The sequence below is a fragment of the Fulvimarina uroteuthidis genome, assembly GCF_034321785.1.
Lineage (GTDB): Bacteria > Pseudomonadota > Alphaproteobacteria > Rhizobiales > Rhizobiaceae > Fulvimarina > Fulvimarina uroteuthidis.
This window is the reverse complement of sequence record NZ_JAXLPB010000001.1, coordinates 363,675-384,641: the sequence shown is the minus strand read 5'-3', so window position 1 is coordinate 384,641 and position 20,967 is coordinate 363,675. Positions and strand designations below refer to the sequence as shown.

Genomic DNA, 20,967 nt, shown 5'->3' with positions numbered 1-20,967 from the left:
GATCGCGTCGGGTCATGCCGGCCTTGGGAAACGTCCGGCTTCAAGCCGGTCGGCTAGACGGTTTTGACGCCGAATGGAAGGGGAGCCGGCGGCGGAGCGTCGCTCGAATGCGACGAATGGTCTAACGATCGGCGGCGCGCAAGGGGGTAAGCCCTTGGCTGCCTAGGCCTTCTCGTCCATCTCCATCCGCGCCAGATGATCGATGATCTTTTCCAGAAGCCAGCCGAAGGCCTTGTGTTCGTCCGGGCCGGCGGTCTTGTCCACGGCGATCTTCAGATAGGCGATCTCGTCCTCGATCTTCTCCGACGGCAGCATGGAGAGCCGGGAGGCGAGGATGGCCGCTTCCAAGACCGCGGCCTTCGCCCGGTTCATCCCCGTGAACGGCCCGTGCTGGCCGGACGAGACGATGCGGCAGCGATAGCGCGGGCGCGTCTCGTCCTCCTTCACGTCGACGACCTCGAGGACATCGTGGGCGAGCGCCGCCGCGAGCCGGGGAATGTCGCAGCCTTCGACCGGCGCGAGCGGCCAGTCCCTGCGACCGGTGAGACACCCGGCGAAGATCAGCGCATCGTCCGTATAGTTGACGACGGCCCGACCCGTCGTCTCGATGTTGGCGAGCGTCGTCGACGGGCGGAAGGGCGCGACGATCCAGTGCTCGCCATCCTCGATGATGCCGAGCGGCGCGATGTGCACGCTCCCGTCCTCGGCCCTCGTCGTCAAAACGCTTTCGCGGATATATGCCATCGTCCTGCTTCTCTCCTCGATGCCGAACGCCCGGCGTCAGCCGGACGGCGCGGCATCTTTCGTCCTGGCTCGTTTGTCTTTTCCCGCCTTCAGCGTATGCCCGGCCGCCTCCAGGCGCGTGCGATCCTCCTCGCGGGCGAGGGCGGCGGCGCCGAAGTCCAGGGGATTGTCCTGCGCATATCGCTTGCCGAGCCGAAAGGCGATCTCGGCCTTCTGCAGTTCGGCCCCCAGATAGAAGGCGTGGCCGACATCGCCGCCGACGTCGATATGGGGGAAGAACTCGAACGCGTCGGTCTTCGTCGCGTGTATGTCGCGATTGTAGAGATGAATCCCGGCCTGGCTCGTCTGGATGCGGTAGTTCCGGTCCTTGACGTCCGCGGCCAGCTCCGCGACCTCGGCGGGGGTCGCCGTGAAGGGTCGGACGTCGTGGATCTGCAGGAGAGCCGACGAATAGCCGCGCGGCAGGGCGTTGTCCCGCTTGGCCGCGAACAGCATCCGCCGCGCCGCGTCGTGCTCGGCGATTGTGCGCCGCGTGTGCGGGCTGACATGGACGATCAGCAGATGGCCGATGTCGAGCTCGGAACAGATGCCGAGAAGCATGGCGGTGACGCCCGACGTATCGGCATCGGTCAGCTCGGTCAGATTGCCGGTGCCCATCAGGATCTCGATGTCGGGAAAGTCCTGCCGCAGCTGGTGATAGCGCGAAAGGGAGGCGGAAAAGCCGAAATGGATCGGGTCGAGAATCGGGTCCGCCATGAAACGGATGCCCATGGCGCGAGCCTTGTCGATCGCGCGGGCGAGCGAGGCCATGTCGTGTGGTATCGCCGGCACCAGGACCGGCATCACGCTCGATCCCTCGGCAAGATCGAGCGTGTCTTCCGTCAAAGACAGGACATGATCCACCCCGGCCGCGATCGCCCGGCCAAGCTCGTCGCGGTTCGCCGAATCGACGCTGACGGCGAACCCTTCCGCCTTCAGCGCGGCGATCGTCTCTTCCATGTGGTCGAACGGGGTATCGGGCAGGCAGCCGAGATCGATGACGTCGGCGCCCTCGTCGCGCATCGGACGGGCGCGGGCGACGATCTCCTCGACCGACAAAGCGGAGGCATCGACGATTTCGGCGAAGATGCGCATGGCGTGACGGGACAGGTCCGGCGGCGGGCCCTGGCGCCCGAGATGGGCCGGCAGGTCGGCGAGTTCGTCGGGTCCGCGCTCGAAGGGCACGCCGAAGCTTTCGCGCAGGCGGTCGAGATCGGCCCGGCAGCGGCCCGGCAGGACCACCTTGTCGGCTTCGACCGGCCGCTTCAGCCGCCGTTCGATGATGTCGCCGGTCGCGAGCGCTGCGACCTTCACGCCGATATCGGCGATCGACCACGCGAACTCGGTCTCGCCGAGACCGGTCAAGAGCCGTTCGAGCCGGGGCCGGGCCAGATGTCCGGTCAGGAAGAGAATGCGTTCTCGCGCCATTGCCGCTATGTCACCGAAATGACGGAGTTTGCCAAGGCACGATCGGAAAGGTGCGTGCCTATTCCGCAGCCTCCACACTGTCACCGGAGGTCGAGCCGGCCGAGGTGGGAATCAGTTGGCCGGGAACGTCGCCGACGGAAAACCGCCGTCCGGCCGAGCCGAGATCGGCGGGACCTGCGATATAGAGCAGGGCGTCGTGCGAGATCATGGTCGGAAAGGCCATGTCCACCACCGCCGCGCGCGAGAGCGCGTCGACCGAGGAATTCTTCGGCACGTCGATGAGCTTGACCAGACAGAGGTTTCTGGCGTCGAGGCGCGTCTGGAGCCAGGCCGAAAGCGAGTCCGACGTCACCGTCCAGTCCTGGGGGATCTCATGTGCGCTCATCACCATCTTGCGCGGAAGCCAGACCGGCACACGGCCGGTCTCGAGTGCCGTGGCGATCGTCTCCTCGCTGTCTGCGGCGACGAACCGCCGGGAGAGATTGAGCAGCACGCATCCGAACTGCTCCATCGCCAGGACGGACATTTCGTGAGCCGTCGCATCGTCATAGCCGAGCTGGGCCTGATGACGGCGGATGGTGTCGGCGAACGGCCCGCCGCCGGGGACGACGACGACCGGTTCGACCGCGAGTTCGATGGCGGCGATCCAGCTCCGCAGGCTCGGCGAGCGAACGGTGCTGCCGCCCAATTTGACCAAGGTGATAGGTTTCATATTCGGACCATGACTCTTCTGAAGCGCTAACGCACGTTTTATTTCTCGTCGCCGCGACACGGCCTTCTCTTCTGGACGGACGACTCCCTTCGTTCGCGGACACCGACGGACCGTGGCCTTGCCGATGCACGATCAAGATCAGCGAAGCGGTGCGGACTGTGGCCGTCGGCGCGCGATCTCGACGCCGACGGCACCCGGTCCGAGACCGAGCTTTTCGATGCGGACGCGTATCTGGCGCACGCGCGGGTCCAAAAGCAAATCCTCCGCCAGCCGCGTTGCGAGTTCCTCCACGAGCACGGTGTGGCCGGCCTCTGCGATCGTCCGGATCGCATCGATGATGACGTCGTAGGAATAGATGTCGGCCATCGTCCGTGCCGCGGACGGGATCGGCGCGACGATCGCCTCGACGCTGAAGCGAACCTCCTGCGTGCGGCCATGCTCGTGCGCATAGGCGCCGATTTCCAGCGGCAGGACGAAGTCCTCGACGAAGACGCGATCTCCGCCGGCCATGACCGGGGCGTCCTGCCGATCCAGAGCATGGGAGGGATCGGAGAGAGGATGCGCGATGCTCGAGGTTCCCGCAATCAGCGTCGCGATCTCGCGGACCCGCGCCTCGTCGATCGCGGCATCGCGCCGGCCGGAGGTCAGCGCCCCGCGAAAACCGAGATAGTCGGGTTCGAGAATGCTGAGGCGCTGGACGTCCGGGGCTTCGAGCGAGCCCGCGAGCCCGACCATCAGGTTGAGCGACTTGGCGCGGGTGACGAAGTCGCGCAATCTCGCCGGCGACAGGTGCCGCGTCAGCCCGCCCGCGCCTTTTTCCATCGTATCGAGCATCGCGCCGCAGAAGCCGTGATCGGCGAGCTCTTCGAGAAGGCTGAAGTCCGGCTCGCGATCGGCGAAGAGCACCGCGATGAGGAGGCTCTTCTCGCTGTAATGGCTCGCCGCCTCGATCACCGCCGCAATGTCTTCGCGGCTTGCCGGAAACAGGCCGATCTTCACGTAGTCGGCCGCACACCGCGCTTCGATCGCGCGGGCGACCGCCTCCGGCTCCATCGGCAGATTGCCGGCGACCGCCGAGATCGCGCGCCGCGCGCCGACGGCCGCGATGGTCTCCTCGATGATCTTCGGGGAGACGGCGCCGAGCGCGCCGTCGGACGGGTTCTTCAGGTCGATGATGTCGGCACCGCCGCGCAGGGCGACGAGCGCTTCGGCAGGGCCCGAGACGCTGGCGAGAAGCTTGATCATCAGGACCGGGTCTCGATCTGGGTCTTCAGAACGTTCTCGAACAGATATTCGAGCCCCTTCTGCCAGCTCTTATCGGTGTTGGAGCGGATGTCCGCGCTGCCGCGGGCGATCTGTTCGCCGGATGCGACGTCGTAGACATAGGCGTTGATGTTGAGGATGAGGTTCGAGACCTTCTGGACGGTGCCCAGCACCACGACGTCGGCGCCCAGGTCGCGGGCGAAGGTCACCCCGCAATTGCCGCAGCTCTCCAGATGGACGTTCGCGACCTTCTCGTCTGCGGCCGATGAATCCATCACCTCGAAGCCGTCGAGGGTCTCGAAATTCTTGCGCATGGCAGGTGCCATCATGGCCAGGCGTTTCGTTTCGTCGGCGTTCACGCCCATCATCGACCCTTCGAGGCTGGAATCGACCAGCTCGAACGGAAACACGGCGACGCGCTGCGTCTGCGCAATGGCTGCCGCGTTCGTGTCCGGCGCGGAAGCCGCCGGCTCCTGCGCGAGCGACGCCGTCGTCATCAGGGCGATCGCCGCGACGACAACGGGAAAAAATCCAGCTTGCCTTGCTTTCCTGCCTCCGAGAACATGTGCTTCGACCATGATTGCCTCCCATCGCGGCGCCCACCGCTCTTTAAGATACATAGGTTTAACGCACGCCGACCCGCGATCAAACCGAAACGGGTCTTGACCGAGGCAAGCAATCCTTCACGAAGAGGCGCACGCAGCCATGACCGCAAACACCCGCTCGACGCATTTCCGCAACGCCTTGCTTGCTGCCCCGCTGGCGCTCGCAATGACGGCTGGCGCCGGCATGGTCAAGGCGCAGGACGCGCCGGCCGATCCCGCGCCGGCAGCGTCCCCGGCACCCGGACAGCCCGCCGCGTCCGGATCCCAGAACCAGGCGTCCGAGGTCAAGATCGGCTATCTTCGCACCTACGAGCCGACCCTCGCCCTGTCCGTCCTCGACATCCCGCCGGAGGATATCGGCCTTGCCGGTGCCGAGGTCGCCATCGCCGACAACAACACGACCGGGTCGTTCATGGGGCAGGATTTCACCCTGGACGTCGTCACGCTCGCGCCCGGCGACGATGTGGCGCCGGCGGCGCAGAAGATGCTCGCTGACGGCGTCCACTACATCGTCACCGATCTGAATGCGAACGACACGCTCGCCGTCGCCGATCTGGCCGCTGCCGAAAATGCCCTCGTCCTCAATGCCGGAGCGCTCGACACGCGGCTTCGCGACGCGGACTGTCGCGCCAACATGCTGCACACCGCGCCCTCCTACGCGATGCTCACCGACGGGCTGGCGCAATATCTGATGTGGAAGCAGTGGCGCGACTGGGCGCTCGTCGCGGGCGAGCACGAGCCGGACAGGCTGTTTGCGGAATCGATGAAGCGATCGGCGACGAAGTTCGGCGGCAACATCGTCGGAGAGAAGACCTTCGAGGATGCGGGCGGGGCGCGCGCGACGGATTCGGGACAGGCGCTCGTTCAGCGTCAGCTCCCGGTCTTCCTTCAGGATCTCCCGGAACACGACGTTCTGATCGTGGCCGACGAAAGCGAGGTCTTCGGCTCCTACGTTCCGTGGAGAACGTGGATTCCGCGGCCCGTCGCCGGCACGTCCGGTCTGACGCCGGGCTCCTGGCACCCGGCGAGCGAGCAGTGGGGCGGCGCGCAGATCCAGAACCGTTTCGAGGATGCCAGCGGCCGGCGCATGGAATCGAAGGACATGCAGGCCTGGACGGCGGTGCGGATCGTCGGCGAGGCGGCCTCGCGCACGCAGTCGACCGACCCCGAGGTGCTCGACGAATTCATCAAGTCCGACGATTTCACCGTCGCGGCCTTCAAGGGACAGCGCCTGACGTTCCGCGACTGGAACTGGCAGCTGCGCCAGCCGGTGCTCCTGGCGACCGAGGATTCGGTCGTCTCGGCGTCGCCGCAGGAAGGCTTCCTGCACCAGGTCTCGGATCTCGACACGATGGGTCTCGACCGGCCCGAAAGCGCCTGCTCGTTCTGACGCGGACCCTGGCGGCGAGGCTGACGGGGCAGGAAGCGGGGAACCGGTCAGGCGGTCGCGATCTTCTGCGCGATCGCCTTGCCGGCGGCGACGCCGGAGGCCCATGCCCACTGGAAATTGTAGCCGCCGAGCCAGCCGGTCACGTCCACGGCTTCCCCGACCGCATAGAGGCCGGGAACCGCTTTCGCCTCCATCGTCTTCGATGAGAGGTCCGCCGTGTCGATGCCGCCGGCGGTGACTTCCGCTTTGGCGTAGCCCTCGGTTCCGCTCGGGCGGAAGGTGAGGGCGGACAGATGTTCGGCGGCCCGTTCAAGTTCTGCGTCGGCGGCATCTCCCAGCTTCTTCTCGAACCCGATCCGCGCCGCGAGCGCATCCGCGAGGCGGTTCGGCAGAAGTTCCGAGAGCGCGGCCTTGAGGCCTGCCTTCGGCATCCTGCGCTTTGCCGCCTTCAGCTTTTCGGCAGCATCGTCGACGAGCGACAGCGCGATCGTCTCGCCCGGCTTCCAGTAGGACGACACCTGAAGGATCGCCGGTCCGGAGAGGCCCTTGTGCGTGAACAGCGTCGCCTCCGCGAAACTCACGTCCCGGACCCGGGCGATCGAGGGACAGGCGACCCCCGAAATGTCCTTGAACAGGCTCTCGTCCCGGCCGAGGGTCAGGGGCACGAGGGCAGGGCGCGGCGTGACGAGGCGAAGGCCGAAACGTTCGGCGATCTCGAAGGCGACGCCGGTCGCGCCCATTTTCGGGATCGACGGCCCCCCGGTCGCGATGACGAGGTTCGGGGCGCTCGCCCGGCCGACATGATAGAGGCCGTCACGATGGCCGATCGTGCCGATCGAAGTCGAGAGCCGGATCTCGACCGACCCGCGTTTGCATTCGTCGAGCAGCATATCGACGATCTGCCGGGCCGAGCCGTCGCAGAAGAGTTGGCCGAGCGTCTTTTCGTGCCAGGCGATGCGATAGCGGTCGACGAGGCTGAGGAAATCCCACTGGGTGTAGCGCTTGAGCGCCGATTTCATGAAGTGGGGATTGTCCGACAGGAAGCAGCGCGGCTCGACGTTCATGTTCGTGAAGTTGCAGCGCCCGCCGCCGGAAATCAGGATTTTCCTGCCGGGCTCGTCGGCATGATCGACGACCAGGACGCGCGCCCCGGCCTTGCCGGCGGTCGCCGCCGCCAGGAGCCCGGCTCCCCCGGCCCCGAGAATGATTGCGTCATGGGTCATCGGAGGCTGTTTGACGCGTGCCGCGCGGCCGCGCAAGCCTCGATCGCCGCAAAGCCCGCGAGGCGTTTCGAAGCGGCTCGGTCGCGCTTTGCGTCCGAAAGCTCGCGGACGCCGGGGTCGATCCGTTCGGCCGGCGCATGCGATGCGGGAAACGGGCGGACAGAGCGGGCCGGACCGGAGGCGCTCGCGTGGCGGGCCGGCTCGACCGAAGCCGGCCTCAGGCTAGCCATTGCGCGATCTGGATAAGGCCGAGCGTGGTGATCAGGCCGCCGACGAGGCGCAGGAGTAGCGTCTCCTTGAGCCGCCTGACGATGTAGCCGGCAAACGGGGCCGCGCAGACGCCGCCGACGATCAGGCCGAGGATCGCAAGCCCGTGCGAGGCGAAATCCCCTGCTTCTTCCCAATGGCCCGACAACAGGGCGAAGAGAAAGCTCAGGGAGACGGCGAGAGTGACGAGAAACTCCGCCGTGTTCACCGTGCCGATGACGTAGCGCGGCGCGCCGCCGGCCCCCAGCAGCCCGGTGGTGACGACGGGGCCCCATCCGCCGCCGCCGACCGAATCCAGAAATCCGCCCGCCAGCGCCAGGGGCGGTGCGACGGAACCTGGAACCGGACGGCTCGGGATCTTCCGGAACGAGCGGACGACGAGGTAGATGCCGATGATGGAGAGGTAGCCGGCGACATAGGGCTTCATGACATGGCCGGGAAAGCTCGTCAGCACGTAGGTGCCGGCGACGCCGCCGAGGATGCCGAAGGGCACGAGCCGCCAGAAGAGCTTCCAGTCGATGTTGCGGTTCAGCGCGTGGGCGGCACCGGAGGCTGCCGTCGTGAAGACTTCCGCGGTGTGAACCGTGGCCGATGCGGCCGCCGGCGCGACGCCGAAGGAGATCAGGACCGTCGAGGAGACGACCCCATAGGCCATGCCGAGGGCGCCATCGACAAGCTGGGCGAGGGCACCGACCAGAAGAAACAGAAGAAAATCGGACATGGCACGCTCCGTCGTTGTCGCGGACGAAGACTAGCCCAAATTCCGATTTCTCCTGTAGGCGATAAACGCCCGAAAATCATACTGAAACGATAGGAATTTTCCGTTTGCGGGCCGGCACGTGAAATATCGTGCAGATGTCATTGGCGAATCGGATCCCGCTCCGCCTCTTCCACGGAGGCGAGAGCGAACGTCCGGCTTTCGAGAATGGCGGCCGTTGCGTCGCGCACCCGAAGGAGCGCCATGCGGGTTTCGCAGGTTTCCACGTCCCTGCAGTCGTCGCAGCGCCGATAGGCCGTGCGGCTGGCGCATGGAGCCAGCGCCAGTGGTCCGTCGACCACCCGCAGGACGTCGGCGAAGCTGATGTCGCCGGCCGATATTGCGAACCGGTATCCGCCGTTCTTGCCGCGCAGGCTCTCGATCAGTCCGGCCTTCTTCAGATCGGCGAGAATCGCCTCGAGGAACTTCTTGGGAATCGCTTCCTCGTCCGCGATCACCGTCGCGGAGACGGGTATGGTGCGGGGAGCGATGTTGAGCATCGCGCGAATGGCGTAGCGGGCGCGCTGGGAAATCATGATCCCATTTGAAAGGCGGCCCCCGGCCCGTCAAGCCTTGCCGGAACGCGGGCCGTGGCGCGCGCGGCCCGTTCGCATTCTGGGACCTTACGAAGTTTTCACACGCTCGAAAAGCCACTGTAACCTTGCCATCCCTATGTTGCGAGGCATCGGCGGACGACCTCGACGAGGCGTGCGCCAGAAGTTTTCCCGAACATGACCCTCGGAGTTCAGATGCGGAACGCAACGTCCACCAAGTCCAAGCGCAACAAGTTTTTCGCGGGCGTCCTTGCCGCCGGCGTCGCCGGAGCGGCGCTGTCGACCGGCGTCCTGTCCAACACGCCCGCCGTCAATGCGGAGCCCGTCAAGGTCGAGGCCCCGCAGCAGAATTTCGGCTTTGCCGACGTCGTCTCCCAGGTCTCTCCGGCCGTCGTCTCCGTCCGCGTCACGCAGGCCGACGAGCCCTCGATGGATCTGAGCGGCGACATGGCCAGCCCCTTCGGCAATCTGCCGGATGACCATCCGCTGCGCCGCTTCTTCGGCACGCCCGATGGCGGGCCGCAGATGCCACGCGGCCTGAACCCCGACCGCCGCGACCGCGACCGGCCTTCGATCGGGCAGGGCTCGGGCTTCTTCATCTCCGATGACGGCTACGTCGTCACCAACAACCACGTCGTCGCCAATGGCTCGACCTATACGGTGGTGATGGACGACGGCAAGGAATATACCGCCAAGCTGATCGGCACCGACGAGCGCACGGACCTTGCCCTCCTCAAGGTCGACGCGGACAACACCAAGTTCACCTATGTCGAGTTCGGCGACGACAATGCGGTGCGCGTCGGCGACTGGGTGGTGGCCGTCGGCAACCCGTTCGGCCTTGGCGGCTCGGTCACGGCCGGCATCATCTCGGCCCGGGGCCGCGATATCGGTGCGGGTCCCTACGACGATTTCCTGCAAATCGACGCGGCGGTGAACCGTGGCAATTCCGGCGGTCCCGCCTTCGGTCTCGACGGCAAGGTGATCGGCGTCAACACGGCGATCTTCTCGCCCTCGGGCGGCAATGTCGGCATCGCCTTCGCCATTCCCGCGTCCGTCGCCAAGGACGTGGTGGCATCGCTGCGTGACGACGGCACGGTCGAGCGCGGCTGGCTCGGCGTCCAGATCGGCGAAGTGTCGGAAGACATCGCCGAGGCGCTCGGCCTTGCCAGCGCCAAGGGCGCGATCGTCACCCTGCCGGACACCGAGACGCCGGCCTCCAAGGCCGGCATCGAGACCGGCGACGTGATCACCGGGGTCGATGGCCAGGCGGTCGAGAGCCCGCGCGACCTCGCCCGGATGATCGCGGACTACAATCCCGGCGCCACGGTCGAGATCGCGGTCTTCCGCGATGGCAAGAGCGAGACGATCGACGTGAAGCTCGGCAATCTCAGCTCGCTCGACGAGGCCGCCTCGCTCGACGCGCCCAGAACCGGCGGTTCGCCCGTCGATCCGTCCGCGCTCGACGGTTACGGCATGACCGTCATGCCGTCGGAGGACGGCGCCGGCGTCGTCGTCACCGATGTCGATCCGGATTCCTCGGCGGCCGAGAAGGGCTTTTCGGCCGGCGATACGATCGTCGCCGTCAACGGAGCCGACGTCTCCTCGCAGGAAGACATCCGCACCGCGATCGAGACGGCTGCCGAGAACGGACGCCGCGCCGCGCTCTTCCAGTTGAAGAACGCCGATGGCGAGAACCGCTTCGTCGCCCTGCCGATCGAGAAGAGCTGACGAAGCGGGAGCGTGGCGCCGGAAAGCCTCGGCGAAATCCAGCGCCACGCTCCCGACCCCCTCATCGGGATGCCCGCACGGGGTGCGCGAGCGACAGGCCGGCGGAACGGTGTCACAGCCGCGTCTGCCGGCTTCCCGCGCCAGTGACGGTCGCGGGTCTCGCGACGCGCCGCAGCTCACGGATCGCGCTCCGAAGGATCCGGGAAGAATGCGTAGAATGTCTTCCCGGCCCCGGAGCGCGGGCGGCGGCGCCCGGCACGTTCGCCCGTTCCCGATGCGCCGCCGCCGAACATTCCCTCCATCGATTTCTCCACCATCCTTCGCAAAGGGGCTGGAAACGCTATGCTGCGACGACATCCTAAGGAACGCGAACCCGGATCGCGCGGTACCGGCCAGACCGGCGCCACGCTTCAATCCTCACGATCAGAGCGAAATGACGGCGCGATGCGCATCTTGATAATCGAAGACGACCGCGAGACGGCCTCTTACCTTCTGAAGGCGCTGAAGGAGGCCGGCCATGGCGCCGACCATGCGGCCGACGGCGAGACCGGCCTCAACATGGCAGAGGGCCGCGACTACGATCTGCTGATCGTCGATCGGATGCTGCCCAAGCGCGACGGCCTTTCGGTGATCGCTGACCTGCGCAAGAGCGGCTCGCACACGCCGGCGCTCATCCTGTCGGCGCTCGGCCAGGTCGACGACCGTGTCGAGGGGCTGAAGGCGGGCGGAGACGATTACCTGACCAAGCCCTATGCCATGTCCGAACTGCTCGCCCGCGCCGAGGTTCTCGGCCGCCGCCGCTCCACCGGCGAGGTCGAGACGAGCTACAAGGTCGGCGATCTCGAACTCGATCGGCTGTCTCACGAGGTGCGCCGCGCCGGTAAGCCCGTGGTGCTTCAGCCGCGCGAGTTCCGCCTGCTCGAATATCTGATGAAGCATGCCGGCCAGGTGGTGACGCGGACCATGCTTCTGGAAAATGTCTGGGATTATCATTTCGATCCCCAGACCAACGTGATCGATGTCCATATCTCGCGCCTCAGATCAAAGATCGAGCGCGAGTTCGACAGGCCGCTGCTGCACACGGTGCGCGGCTCGGGCTACATCATGCGCGAAGACAGCTGATCGGCCGTGCGGCGTCTGAAAGCCCTCCTGAAGATGACGGCGGTGCGCCTGTCCGCCGTCTATTTCCTGATCTTCGCCTTCGGGGCCGTGGGTCTCGTCTACTACGTCACCAACACGGCGAGCGACATCATCGAAAGCCAGGCGCGCGCCGGGATCGTCGAAGAAAAGGCCGAACTCGCGCAGATCTACCGGCTTGCCGGCATTGTCGGTCTCGTCCGTTCGATCGATCGGCGGGCGCGGCAGCCGGGCGCCGGCCTCTATCTGGCAACGGACGCGACCGGCCGCATCATCGCCGGCAATGTCGAAAGCCTTCAGGCCGGCGTCCTCGACGAGGCCGGCTCGACGCCCGACGCGTTCGGCTATTCCCGCTATGGCGAGACGGGCGTCTACCACAAGGCGATCGCCGACGTGGTGTCGCTGCCGAACGGCATGCGGGTGCTCGTGGGCCGCGACCAGAGCGACGCCCTGCGGTTTCGCGAAGTGGTGCAATCCGCGCTGATCCTGGCGCTTGCCGCCATGGGCGGGCTGGCGCTGATCGCCTGGTTCGGCATCGGGCGGCGGGCGTTGCGGCGCCTGGATCGCATGTCGGCGGCCTCGAGCCGCATTCTGGCCGGCGATCTGGGCGAGCGACTGCCGGTCTTCGGGGCCGGCGACGAATTCGATCGCCTGTCGGAGAACCTGAACACGCTGCTCGCCCGCATCGCCCTTCTGCAGGAGGGCCTGCGCCAGGTGTCCGACAACATCGCCCACGATCTGAAGACGCCGCTCGCGCGGCTTCGCTCGAAGGCGGAGGCGGCGCAGCAGGCTGCCGAATCGGACGAGACGCGCGACAATCTCGAGGGCATCATCGGCGATGCCGACACGATGATCCGCACCTTCGATGCCCTCCTGATGATCTCGCGCGTCGAGGCCGGCTCCCATCCGATCCAGAAGACGACAGTCGATCTGACGGCGATCGCCGGCGATGTCGCCGAGCTTTACGAACCGGTCGCCGAGGAAGCGGGCGCGGCCTTGGAGTTCAGGGCTTCCGGCCCCTCGAAGATCGCGGCGAGCCGCGAACTCGTCGCGCAGGCGATTTCCAATCTCGTCGACAACGCGCTGAAATACGGCAGGCCGCACGAGGGCGCGGCCCATGTGACGATCGCCATCGAGGAGACGGGGAGCGACGCGGTGATCTCGGTCGCCGACAATGGTCCCGGCATTCCGGAGGACAAGCGCCCGCGCGTTCTGGAGCGCTTCTACCGGCTCGACGAGAGCCGCACGCTGCCGGGCTCGGGGCTCGGCCTGTCGCTCGTCCAGGCGATCGCCCGTGTGCATGGCGGACGATTGGCGCTTGAGGATGCCGGTCCAGGGCTTAAGGTCGTTCTTCGACTGCCCAAGCATGTGAAGGACCGCGCGAGCCATGACGACAAGCCGAACTGACGGGGCGAGCGCGCCCGGCCCGAAGATCGGCGGAGATCTTCACCCACGCGTTCTCTCCTCGGGGCAAGGCGTCCGCGACTGGCTGGGCGAACTGGCGGACGCCGCGGCGGACGCGGACCTGTCCCGGCTTGCCGGCTTCTGTCGGTCCGGCTCGGCCGATGCGGCCCGGCTCGGGGCGGTGATGGCGCTTTCGCCCTATCTTCGCGCCTCGATCCAATGGCGTCCGGCGATTCTCGAGGATCTGTTCGAGGAGGATGCCGGGCACCGGATCGACCGTCTGATCGGGGCCATGGCGGACGGTGCCGAAGGCGAGACCACCGAGGCCGCGATGATGAAGCGGCTGCGCGAGGTAAAACGCGAAGTCTCCCTCCTGATCGCGCTCCGGGACCTGTTCGGGGCGGCATCGCCGGCCGACACCACCGAATGCCTGTCGCGCCTTGCGGAGGCTGCGATCGGCGCGGCGCTGAGGTTCTGCCTTGCGGCCGCCCACAAGGCCGGCAGGATCGTGCTGCCCGATCCGGCCGATCCCGAGACCGGTTGCGGCCTCTTCGTGCTGGCCATGGGCAAGCTCGGCGCGCGCGAACTCAACTATTCCAGCGACATCGATCTCATCGTCTTCTTCGATGCCGAATGCGGGATCGCCGCCGATCCGATGGAGGCCGTCCCCGAATTCTCGAAGATCGTCAGACGCCTCGTCCGCCTTCTCAACGAGCGGACCGGCGACGGCTACGTCTTCCGCACGGATCTGCGTCTTCGCCCCGATCCCGGCGCGATGCCGCTCGCCATCACCACCGACATGGCGATGACCTATTACGAGAGTTCGGGCCGCAACTGGGAGCGCGCGGCGATGATCAAGGCGAGGCCCGTCGCCGGCGACCGCTGGGTCGCGCGCGCGTTCCTGAACGAGCTTTCGCCGTTCGTCTGGCGCAAATATCTCGATTTCGCCGCCGTCGCCGATATTCAGGACATGAAGAGCCGGATCGATACCCATCGCGGTTTCGGGGACGTCGTCGTGGCCGGCCACAATGTGAAGCTCGGGCGCGGCGGAATTCGGGAGGCCGAGTTCTTCGTCCAGGCCCAGCAACTGATCGCGGGCGGGCGCAATCCGGCGCTGCGCACGCGCCGGACCGACGAGACGCTCGGCCTGCTGGCGCAATACGGTTGGCTCGGTGCCGCCCAGCGGGACGATCTCCTCGACGCCTACTGGTTCCTGCGCCGCGTCGAGCATGCGATCCAGATGGAGCATGACGAGCAGACCCACGAATTGCCGCAGGACGAAGCGGGGCTTGCCGGCATTGCCGGCCTTCTGGGTTTTTCCGCCTATGAGGCGTTCGAGACGCGGTTCCTGCGCACGCTTCGGATCGTCGACGAGCGCTTCAACGCGCTGTTCAACGACGGGCGTTCGCGCAAGGTCGCGGAAGCGCCCGAACCCGACGCCGTTCTCCGGCTTCTGGCCAGCGATACCGATCCCGAAGGCATCGCGGCGATCGAGGCCATGGGCTTTGCCCGCCCGGCCGACGTCGCGCGGGTCGTGCGATCGTGGAATATCGGTCGCTACCGCGCGACGAGGACCCAGAAGGCCCGCGAGCGCCTGTCGGACGTTCTGCCCGCTCTCCTCGAGGCGTTCGCCGATGCGCCGGACCCCGACGGCAGCGTCGCCGCCTTCGACCGGTTCCTCGCCGGCCTGCCGTCGGGCATCCAGTTCTTCTCGCTGATCGCCTCCAATCCGAAGACGCTTCATCTCCTGCTGCTGATCCTGACGGCGGCACCCTCGATGGCCGCGACGCTCGCCCAAAGGCCGCACGTCTTCGATGCGCTTCTCGATCCGGCCTTCTACGACGAGGTACCGGATCGCGCGCTGATGGAAGCGCGGCTGGAAGCGTTTCTGGCCGATGCAAACGGCTATGAGGACGTCCTGGCGCGGCTGCGGATCTTTGCGTCCGAGCAGCGCTTTCTCGTCGGCGCGCGCATGCTGTCGGGCGTCGTGGATCTGGCGGAGACCGGACCTGCCTTTTCCAACATCGCCGACGTGGTGCTGAATGCGCTGCTGATCGCCGCCGTCGCCGAGTTCTCGCGCGTCCACGGCCGGGTCGACGGCATGCGCCTCGTGCTTCTGGGCATGGGCCGGCTCGGAAGCCGGGAGCTGACCGCGTCCTCCGATGTCGACCTGATCCTGCTCTACGATCACGACGAGGAGGCCGAGACGTCCGATGGCGACAGGCCGCTTGCCGTGCAGGTCTATTTCACGCGCCTCACCCAGCGCCTCATCGCGGCGCTCACCTCGCCGATGCGTGAGGGGACCCTTTACGAGGTGGACTTCCGGCTTCGCCCCTCGGGCAATGCCGGGCCGCTCGCCACCCGCTGGAAGGCGTTCCGCAAATATCAGGAAACCGAGGCCTGGACGTGGGAGCGCATGGCGCTCACCCGGGCACGGACGCTCGCGGGCGACGAGGAGATGCGGGCGATCGTCGGCGACACGATTGCCGAACTTCTTGCCCGCCCGAGCGATGCCGAGGCGGTCACGAAGGATGTCGTGACCATGCGCGGCCGGATCGGGCGCGACAAGCCCCCGCGCGGAACGCTCGATCTGAAGTTGAGGCCGGGCGGTCTCGTCGATCTGGAATTCATCGCCCAGTGGGCGCAACTGTCCGGGCAGATCTCGCCCGATCCGGGCTGCGAGACCGTCGATATCCTCGCGGCCTACGAGCGCGCCGCAGCCGGTGGCGGGCCGGGATCATCCGGCCCGACGCCGCTGACCGAGGCCATGCAGACCTTGTCTGCGGTCATGCAGCTTGCACGCCTTGCGCCGGCCGGCACGAACGAGATCGAGGATCTGCCGGCGCGGCTGGTCGAGCGAATCGCGCAGGCGTTGAACGTCGCCGATGCGAACGGGATCGCGGAGGCGCTCGACCGTGCGACGTCGCAGGTCCGGACCCTCTTCGTCGCCCGTCTCGGCGATCCCGATGCGGCCAAACCGGCCGAGGCGTGACGTTGACAAGAGGGTGCGACGGCGATCTCAGTTCCGCAGGACGGTCTCGATCCTGCCGAGAAGCAGGCGGAGATCCTTCTCGTCCACGCTCGTGGCGGCGTCCTTCGGGGCGAACCATTCGCGGGTGCGCTGACCGCGCTCGGGCCATTTGTCGAGAAGGCTGTCGACGGGCAGCGGAAAGATATGCACCCGGCACGGGATCCGCCGCTTGCGGCTCTCGACCTTGTCGTAATCATAGGTGCCGATCGATTTCTTCGCCGTCGTGCCGATGACGCCCGCTTCCTCGTAGGCTTCGATCTCCGCGGCCTTGCTCAGCTTCTTGCCAGGCATGGGCCAGCCCTTGGGCAGGACCCAGCGCCCGGTGTCCCGGGACGTCACGAGCAGAACCTCGAATGCGCCATCGGACGAAAGACGATAGGGAAGGGCGGCAGTCTGTCTTCGGCGTTTGGGCATGAGGTTGCGTTTCGGCTACTCCGAGCATGGATCGAATGTCGTGAAAATACGATTTGTTTGCGACGCTTATACGATTAATCTGCCATGCTTATATGAATGTGTGCTGACGAATTGGAAGAGGCATGACGACACGGTGACGGGCTATCGTCGCATCGCCGATTTATCGCTGAGGAGTGTGTTCGCACGACATCTGGCCGATGGGCGCCGGGTTTCGTAGAAGTCTGCCGGCACTTCCAGCCAGTCGAGTCGCCGAGACGTTTTTGATGACCGCCACCCTATCCGCGTTCGCAATCGGGTTTGCGACGGGCTTCAGCCTGATTCTCGCGATCGGTGCCCAGAACGCGTTCGTGCTGCGTCAGGGCCTGCGGGGCGAACATGTGTTGCCGGTGGTTCTCACCTGCGCCCTGTCGGATGCCGTGCTGATCGCGATCGGCGTCACCAGCTTCGCCGCGGTTTCGAAGGTGCTGCCGAGCGTCGAGATCTACATGCGCTGGTTCGGCGCGGCGTTTCTCGTCTGGTACGGCGCAACGCGGCTCCTGGCGGCCTGGCGCGGCGGCGAGGGCGCGCTGGAGACCGGGGGCGAGGTCACGACGAGCCTCAAGGCCGCGATCCTGTCATGCCTCGCCTTCACCTTTCTCAATCCGCACGTCTATCTCGATACGGTTGTCCTCCTGGGCTCGATCGCCAGCCAGTTCGACGGCGATGCGCTGGTCTTCGGCGTCGGGGCGGTGTCGAGTTCGTTCGCCTTCTTCTTCTCGCTTGGCTACGGTGCAAGGCTGCTGCGACCGCTTTTCGTTCGGCCTGCCGCCTGGCGCGTGCTCGACCTGATCGTCGGACTCACCATGCTCGCCATCGCCGCCGCTCTTCTCTCAAGCCCCTGATCGTCGGGGGCCACTCGAAAGGAACCGCCGGTGAACCGGACGTTTGAAATCGAAAGCGTGGGCGTCACGGCCGTGGTGAGCCGCATCGGGGCCGAACTGCGCAGCCTCAAGGGCAAGGACGGCAGCGAACTCTTGTGGCAGGCCGGCCCCGAATGGCCGCGCCACGCGCCCGTGCTGTTTCCCGTGGTCGGCCGGCTGACCGGAGACCGCCTGCACCATGGCGGCAGATCCTATCCGATGTTCCAGCACGGTTTCGCCCGGGACATGGTGTTCGACATCGTGGAGGAGAACGAGCGAAGCGTCGCGCTGCGCCTCGTCGACAATGAGGAGACACGGGCGCAATATCCGTTCGCCTTCGTCCTCGACATTCACGTGGAAGCGATCGGCACGACGCTTTCGGTGCGCACGACCATCACCAATCCGGGCGGCACGCCCCTTGCCTGCGGCATCGGCGCGCATCCGGGCTTTGCCTGGCCGCTTGTCGAAGGCGTGCCGAAGGACCGGCACCGGATCGTCTTCGAAAAACGCGAGAGCGGCCAGGCGCTCGGCGTCGAGGGCGGTCTTCTGTCGGATCCGTGCCCACTGCCCTTCGACGGCAAGAGCCTGCCTCTGTCGGACGCGCTGTTTGCCGAGGACGCGCTGGTCATGCCGGGAATCGCCAGCCGTTCCGTCACCTATCAGGCCGTTTCCGAGACCGGAGACGTCGCGCGGGCGCTCACCGTGTCGTGGGACGGCTACAAGGATCTCGGCATCTGGTCGAAGCCGGGCGGCGCGCCCTTCGTCTGCATCGAACCCTGGTACTCGATGGCGAGTCCTGAAGGCTTCGATGCCGATATCTTCGACAAGCCGGGCATCCTGGTTCTCGAAGCGGGCGAGCATCGCAGCTTTGCCTGGTCGATCACGATCTGAGCGCGGCCGCGCGGGACGGGGTCGAGACATTCGGCCATGGCCCGCATTGTCGCCAAAGCGTTGCGATTTTCCCGACACCCGTTCATAAGCGCGGGCGTTTCGACCCCCATCGTCGTCTTTTCCCAGGAACTAGGAGCATGCCGGAATGAGCGATTTCGCGCCGCGCGTCCTGTCGGGCATCCAGCCCACCGGCAATCTTCATCTCGGCAACTATCTCGGCGCGATCAAGAAGTTCGTCGCGATGCAGGACGAGATGCCCTGCCTCTTCTGCGTCGTCGATCTTCACGCGATCACGGCCAAGCTCGTCCAGGACGATCTGGCCGGCCAGACCCGGTCCATCGCCGCGGCCTATCTGGCCGCCGGCATCGACCCGGAGCGCTCGGTGATCTTCAACCAGAGCCGGGTCTCGGGACATGCCGAACTCGCCTGGATCTTCAACTGCGTGGCCCGCATCGGCTGGATGAACCGGATGACCCAGTTCAAGGACAAGGCCGGCAAGGACCGCGAAAATGCCTCGCTGGGTCTTCTGGCCTATCCTTCGCTGATGGCGGCGGACATTCTCGTCTACCGGGCGACCCACGTGCCGGTCGGCGAGGACCAGAAGCAGCATCTGGAACTGACGCGCGACATCGCGATCAAGTTCAACAATGATTTTTCCCAGAAGATCGCCGCGACCGGTCTCGGCCGGGAAATCCGGATGGGCAACGAGACGGTGAACGGCTATTTCCCGATCACCGATCCGATCATCGAAGGTCCGGCGACCCGGGTGATGAGCCTGAAGGACGGATCGAAGAAGATGTCGAAGTCGGACCCGTCCGACCTGTCGCGCATCAACCTGACCGACGACGCCGAGGCGATCGCGCGCAAGGTGAAGAAGGCGAAGACCGATCCGGACGCGCTTCCTTCCGAGCCGGCCGGTCTGGCCGGGCGCCCCGAGGCCGACAATCTGGTGGGCATCTACGCCGCGCTCGCCGGCCAGTCGCGCAAGGCGGTGCTGAAGGAGTTCGGCGGCCGGCAGTTCTCCGAGTTCAAGCCGTCCCTCGTCGATCTCGCCGTTTCGTCGCTTGCACCGGTCACGGGCGAGATGCGCCGGCTGATCGAGGATCCGGGCCATATCGACAGCGTCCTGAAGGCGGGCGGCGAGAAGGCCGACGAAATCGCCTCCCGGACCATCCGGGACGTCAAGGACATCATCGGCATGTTGCGGGACTGATGGTCATGGAGATCTGCGACGGGTTGCCCTTGGCGCGTCAGGCTGCCATCTAATCGCAATGGTATCGAAACGGATCAGCCCCTCCGAGGGCGGCAAGCGCAAATTCCTGGCGATCATCGACGATACGCCGGAATGCCTGCGTGCGGCCGAATACGCCGCATGGCGGGCGAAGACGACGGGCGGCGCCGCCGTCTTCCTCTACGTCGTGCATTCCAGCGAATTCCAGGGCCAGTGGTTCGGCGTGGAAGAGATCATGCGCGCCGAGGCGACCGAGGAGGCCAGCACGCGGCTCGGCCGGATCGCCGACAATCTGCGCGAGAAGGTAGGCGTCGAACCCGAGACGCTGGTGCGCGAGGGCGACATCGTCGCCGAGATCGGCAAGGTGATCGAAGAGGACCAGGAAATCGCGATCCTCGTGCTTGCGTCCGGCGAGGGCAAGGACGGTCCGGGACCGCTGGTTTCGGCCGCCGTCGGCAAGGGTGCGGCCTTTCCCATTCCCGTCACGATCATCCCCTTCTCGCTCGACGAGGACGAGATCGCGAGCTTGTGTTGAGGCGGCCTCGGGGCTTCGGTTCCGGGGCTTGGGAACGGTGCGGCCCGCTTGCGGAAAACGGGCCGAGCCACTAGGTTTAGAACAATTCCAAACAAGACGCGCCGCTCGCACGACCGAACGGATGCAGAAGGATCGAGCGATGTTCATCCAGACCGAAGTCACGCCGAACCCGGCAACCCTGAAGTTCCTTCCAGGCCGCGTCGTGCTGGAAAAGGGCACCGAGGAATTCACCGATGTGGACGAGGCGGCGCGGCGTTCGCCGCTGGCCGCTCGCCTGTTCGAGGTCGAGGGCGTCACCGGCGTCTTCTTCGGCTTCGATTTCGTCACCGTCACCAAGGCGAGCGGCGACTGGGCGCATCTGAAGCCTGCGATCCTTGCCGGCCTGATGGAGCACTTCGTCGCCAATCGTCCGGTGATGGCCGAGACCGCCGCTGCCGATCTCGAAGCCGGCGAGGAATTCTACGACGAGGGCGACGAGGAAACCGTCGCCACGATCAAGGAACTGATCGAGACGCGCGTGCGCCCGGCGGTCGCGCAGGACGGCGGCGATATCACCTTCCGCGGCTATCGCGACGGGACGGTGTACCTCAACATGCGCGGCGCCTGCGCCGGCTGCCCATCCTCGACGGCGACGCTGAAGCACGGCATCCAGAACCTCCTGCGCCACTTCGTGCCGGAAGTCGAAGAGGTCGAGGCGGCCTGATCCGTCGGCGCT

The 20,967-nt window shown here is 66.3% G+C and carries 19 protein-coding genes; 10 read left to right on the top strand and 9 right to left on the bottom strand.

Features of this window, described 5'->3' with window-relative positions; translation table 11 throughout:
* Positions 1–162: 162 nt before the first annotated feature.
* The 5 genes from U0C82_RS01745 to U0C82_RS01725 form a co-directional block, all read right to left on the bottom strand.
* Positions 163–744, bottom strand: coding sequence for a DUF447 domain-containing protein (locus tag U0C82_RS01745; protein ID WP_322185276.1), 582 nt, complete (start codon positions 742–744; stop codon positions 163–165).
* A 36-nt stretch (positions 745–780) separates the two neighbouring features.
* Complete coding sequence (locus U0C82_RS01740) at positions 781–2,211, bottom strand: DUF6513 domain-containing protein (protein ID WP_322185274.1); 1,431 nt, start codon at positions 2,209–2,211, stop codon at positions 781–783.
* A 58-nt stretch (positions 2,212–2,269) separates the two neighbouring features.
* Positions 2,270–2,923, bottom strand: coding sequence for an amino acid kinase family protein (locus U0C82_RS01735; RefSeq protein WP_322185272.1), 654 nt, complete (start codon positions 2,921–2,923; stop codon positions 2,270–2,272).
* 138 nt (positions 2,924–3,061) lie between these two features.
* Positions 3,062–4,168: a (5-formylfuran-3-yl)methyl phosphate synthase gene (locus U0C82_RS01730; RefSeq protein WP_322185270.1), complete on the bottom strand. Its 1,107-nt coding sequence runs from the start codon at positions 4,166–4,168 to the stop codon at positions 3,062–3,064.
* Positions 4,168–4,764 carry a DUF3280 domain-containing protein gene (locus U0C82_RS01725; RefSeq protein ID WP_322185268.1) on the bottom strand — a complete coding sequence of 199 codons (597 nt, stop codon included), beginning with the start codon at positions 4,762–4,764 and terminating at the stop codon, positions 4,168–4,170. The genes U0C82_RS01730 and U0C82_RS01725 overlap by 1 nt, the downstream gene beginning before the upstream one ends.
* A 211-nt stretch (positions 4,765–4,975) precedes the next feature.
* Between U0C82_RS01725 and U0C82_RS01720 the strand changes: the two genes are divergently transcribed.
* Complete coding sequence (locus tag U0C82_RS01720) at positions 4,976–6,181, top strand: ABC transporter substrate-binding protein (protein WP_416186616.1); 1,206 nt, start codon at positions 4,976–4,978, stop codon at positions 6,179–6,181.
* A 47-nt stretch (positions 6,182–6,228) separates the two neighbouring features.
* Here U0C82_RS01720 and U0C82_RS01715 read toward each other — a convergent pair whose 3' ends face one another.
* The 3 genes from U0C82_RS01715 to U0C82_RS01705 all read right to left on the bottom strand — a co-directional run bounded on the left by U0C82_RS01715 (position 6,229) and on the right by U0C82_RS01705 (position 8,964).
* Entirely contained in the window at positions 6,229–7,404 is a 1,176-nt protein-coding gene (locus U0C82_RS01715) for a BaiN/RdsA family NAD(P)/FAD-dependent oxidoreductase (protein WP_322185263.1), read from the bottom strand.
* Between the two features lie 217 nt (positions 7,405–7,621).
* A complete protein-coding gene (locus U0C82_RS01710) occupies positions 7,622–8,392 on the bottom strand; it encodes a sulfite exporter TauE/SafE family protein (RefSeq protein ID WP_322185261.1) in 771 nt (256 codons plus the stop codon).
* A gap of 137 nt (positions 8,393–8,529) precedes the next feature.
* Positions 8,530–8,964, bottom strand: a complete 435-nt coding sequence (locus U0C82_RS01705) for an RrF2 family transcriptional regulator (protein ID WP_322185259.1) — start codon at positions 8,962–8,964, stop codon at positions 8,530–8,532.
* Between the two features lie 213 nt (positions 8,965–9,177).
* Between U0C82_RS01705 and U0C82_RS01700 the strand changes: the two genes are divergently transcribed.
* The 4 genes from U0C82_RS01700 (at position 9,178) to U0C82_RS01685 (ending at position 16,243) form a co-directional block, all read left to right on the top strand.
* Positions 9,178–10,710: a Do family serine endopeptidase gene (locus U0C82_RS01700; RefSeq protein WP_322185957.1), complete on the top strand. Its 1,533-nt coding sequence runs from the start codon at positions 9,178–9,180 to the stop codon at positions 10,708–10,710.
* A 444-nt stretch (positions 10,711–11,154) separates the two neighbouring features.
* The gene (locus U0C82_RS01695) at positions 11,155–11,832 is read left to right on the top strand and encodes a response regulator transcription factor (protein WP_322185257.1); all 678 of its coding nucleotides are present in this window, start codon (positions 11,155–11,157) and stop codon (positions 11,830–11,832) included.
* Positions 11,833–11,838: 6 nt separating this feature from the next.
* Positions 11,839–13,254, top strand: a complete 1,416-nt coding sequence (locus U0C82_RS01690) for a sensor histidine kinase (protein ID WP_322185255.1) — start codon at positions 11,839–11,841, stop codon at positions 13,252–13,254.
* Positions 13,235–16,243 carry a bifunctional [glutamine synthetase] adenylyltransferase/[glutamine synthetase]-adenylyl-L-tyrosine phosphorylase gene (locus U0C82_RS01685; protein WP_322185252.1) on the top strand — a complete coding sequence of 1,003 codons (3,009 nt, stop codon included), beginning with the start codon at positions 13,235–13,237 and terminating at the stop codon, positions 16,241–16,243. The genes U0C82_RS01690 and U0C82_RS01685 overlap by 20 nt, the downstream gene beginning before the upstream one ends.
* A gap of 27 nt (positions 16,244–16,270) precedes the next feature.
* Here U0C82_RS01685 and U0C82_RS01680 read toward each other — a convergent pair whose 3' ends face one another.
* Positions 16,271–16,696: an NUDIX hydrolase gene (locus tag U0C82_RS01680; protein ID WP_322185249.1), complete on the bottom strand. Its 426-nt coding sequence runs from the start codon at positions 16,694–16,696 to the stop codon at positions 16,271–16,273.
* Positions 16,697–16,959: 263 nt separating this feature from the next.
* Here U0C82_RS01680 and U0C82_RS01675 point away from each other — a divergent pair, with 263 nt between their 5' ends.
* The 5 genes from U0C82_RS01675 to U0C82_RS01655 all read left to right on the top strand — a co-directional run bounded on the left by U0C82_RS01675 (position 16,960) and on the right by U0C82_RS01655 (position 20,955).
* On the top strand, positions 16,960–17,577 hold the full coding sequence (locus U0C82_RS01675) for a LysE/ArgO family amino acid transporter (RefSeq protein ID WP_322185246.1): 618 nt from the start codon (positions 16,960–16,962) through the stop codon (positions 17,575–17,577).
* A 30-nt stretch (positions 17,578–17,607) separates the two neighbouring features.
* Positions 17,608–18,486, top strand: coding sequence for an aldose 1-epimerase family protein (locus U0C82_RS01670; RefSeq protein ID WP_322185244.1), 879 nt, complete (start codon positions 17,608–17,610; stop codon positions 18,484–18,486).
* Between the two features lie 145 nt (positions 18,487–18,631).
* A complete protein-coding gene (trpS, locus tag U0C82_RS01665) occupies positions 18,632–19,699 on the top strand; it encodes a tryptophan--tRNA ligase (RefSeq protein WP_322185241.1) in 1,068 nt (355 codons plus the stop codon).
* 58 nt (positions 19,700–19,757) lie between these two features.
* The gene (locus U0C82_RS01660) at positions 19,758–20,252 is read left to right on the top strand and encodes a universal stress protein (RefSeq protein WP_322185239.1); all 495 of its coding nucleotides are present in this window, start codon (positions 19,758–19,760) and stop codon (positions 20,250–20,252) included.
* Between the two features lie 139 nt (positions 20,253–20,391).
* Positions 20,392–20,955, top strand: a complete 564-nt coding sequence (locus U0C82_RS01655; RefSeq protein WP_322185237.1) for a NifU family protein — start codon at positions 20,392–20,394, stop codon at positions 20,953–20,955.
* Positions 20,956–20,967 lie beyond the last annotated feature (12 nt).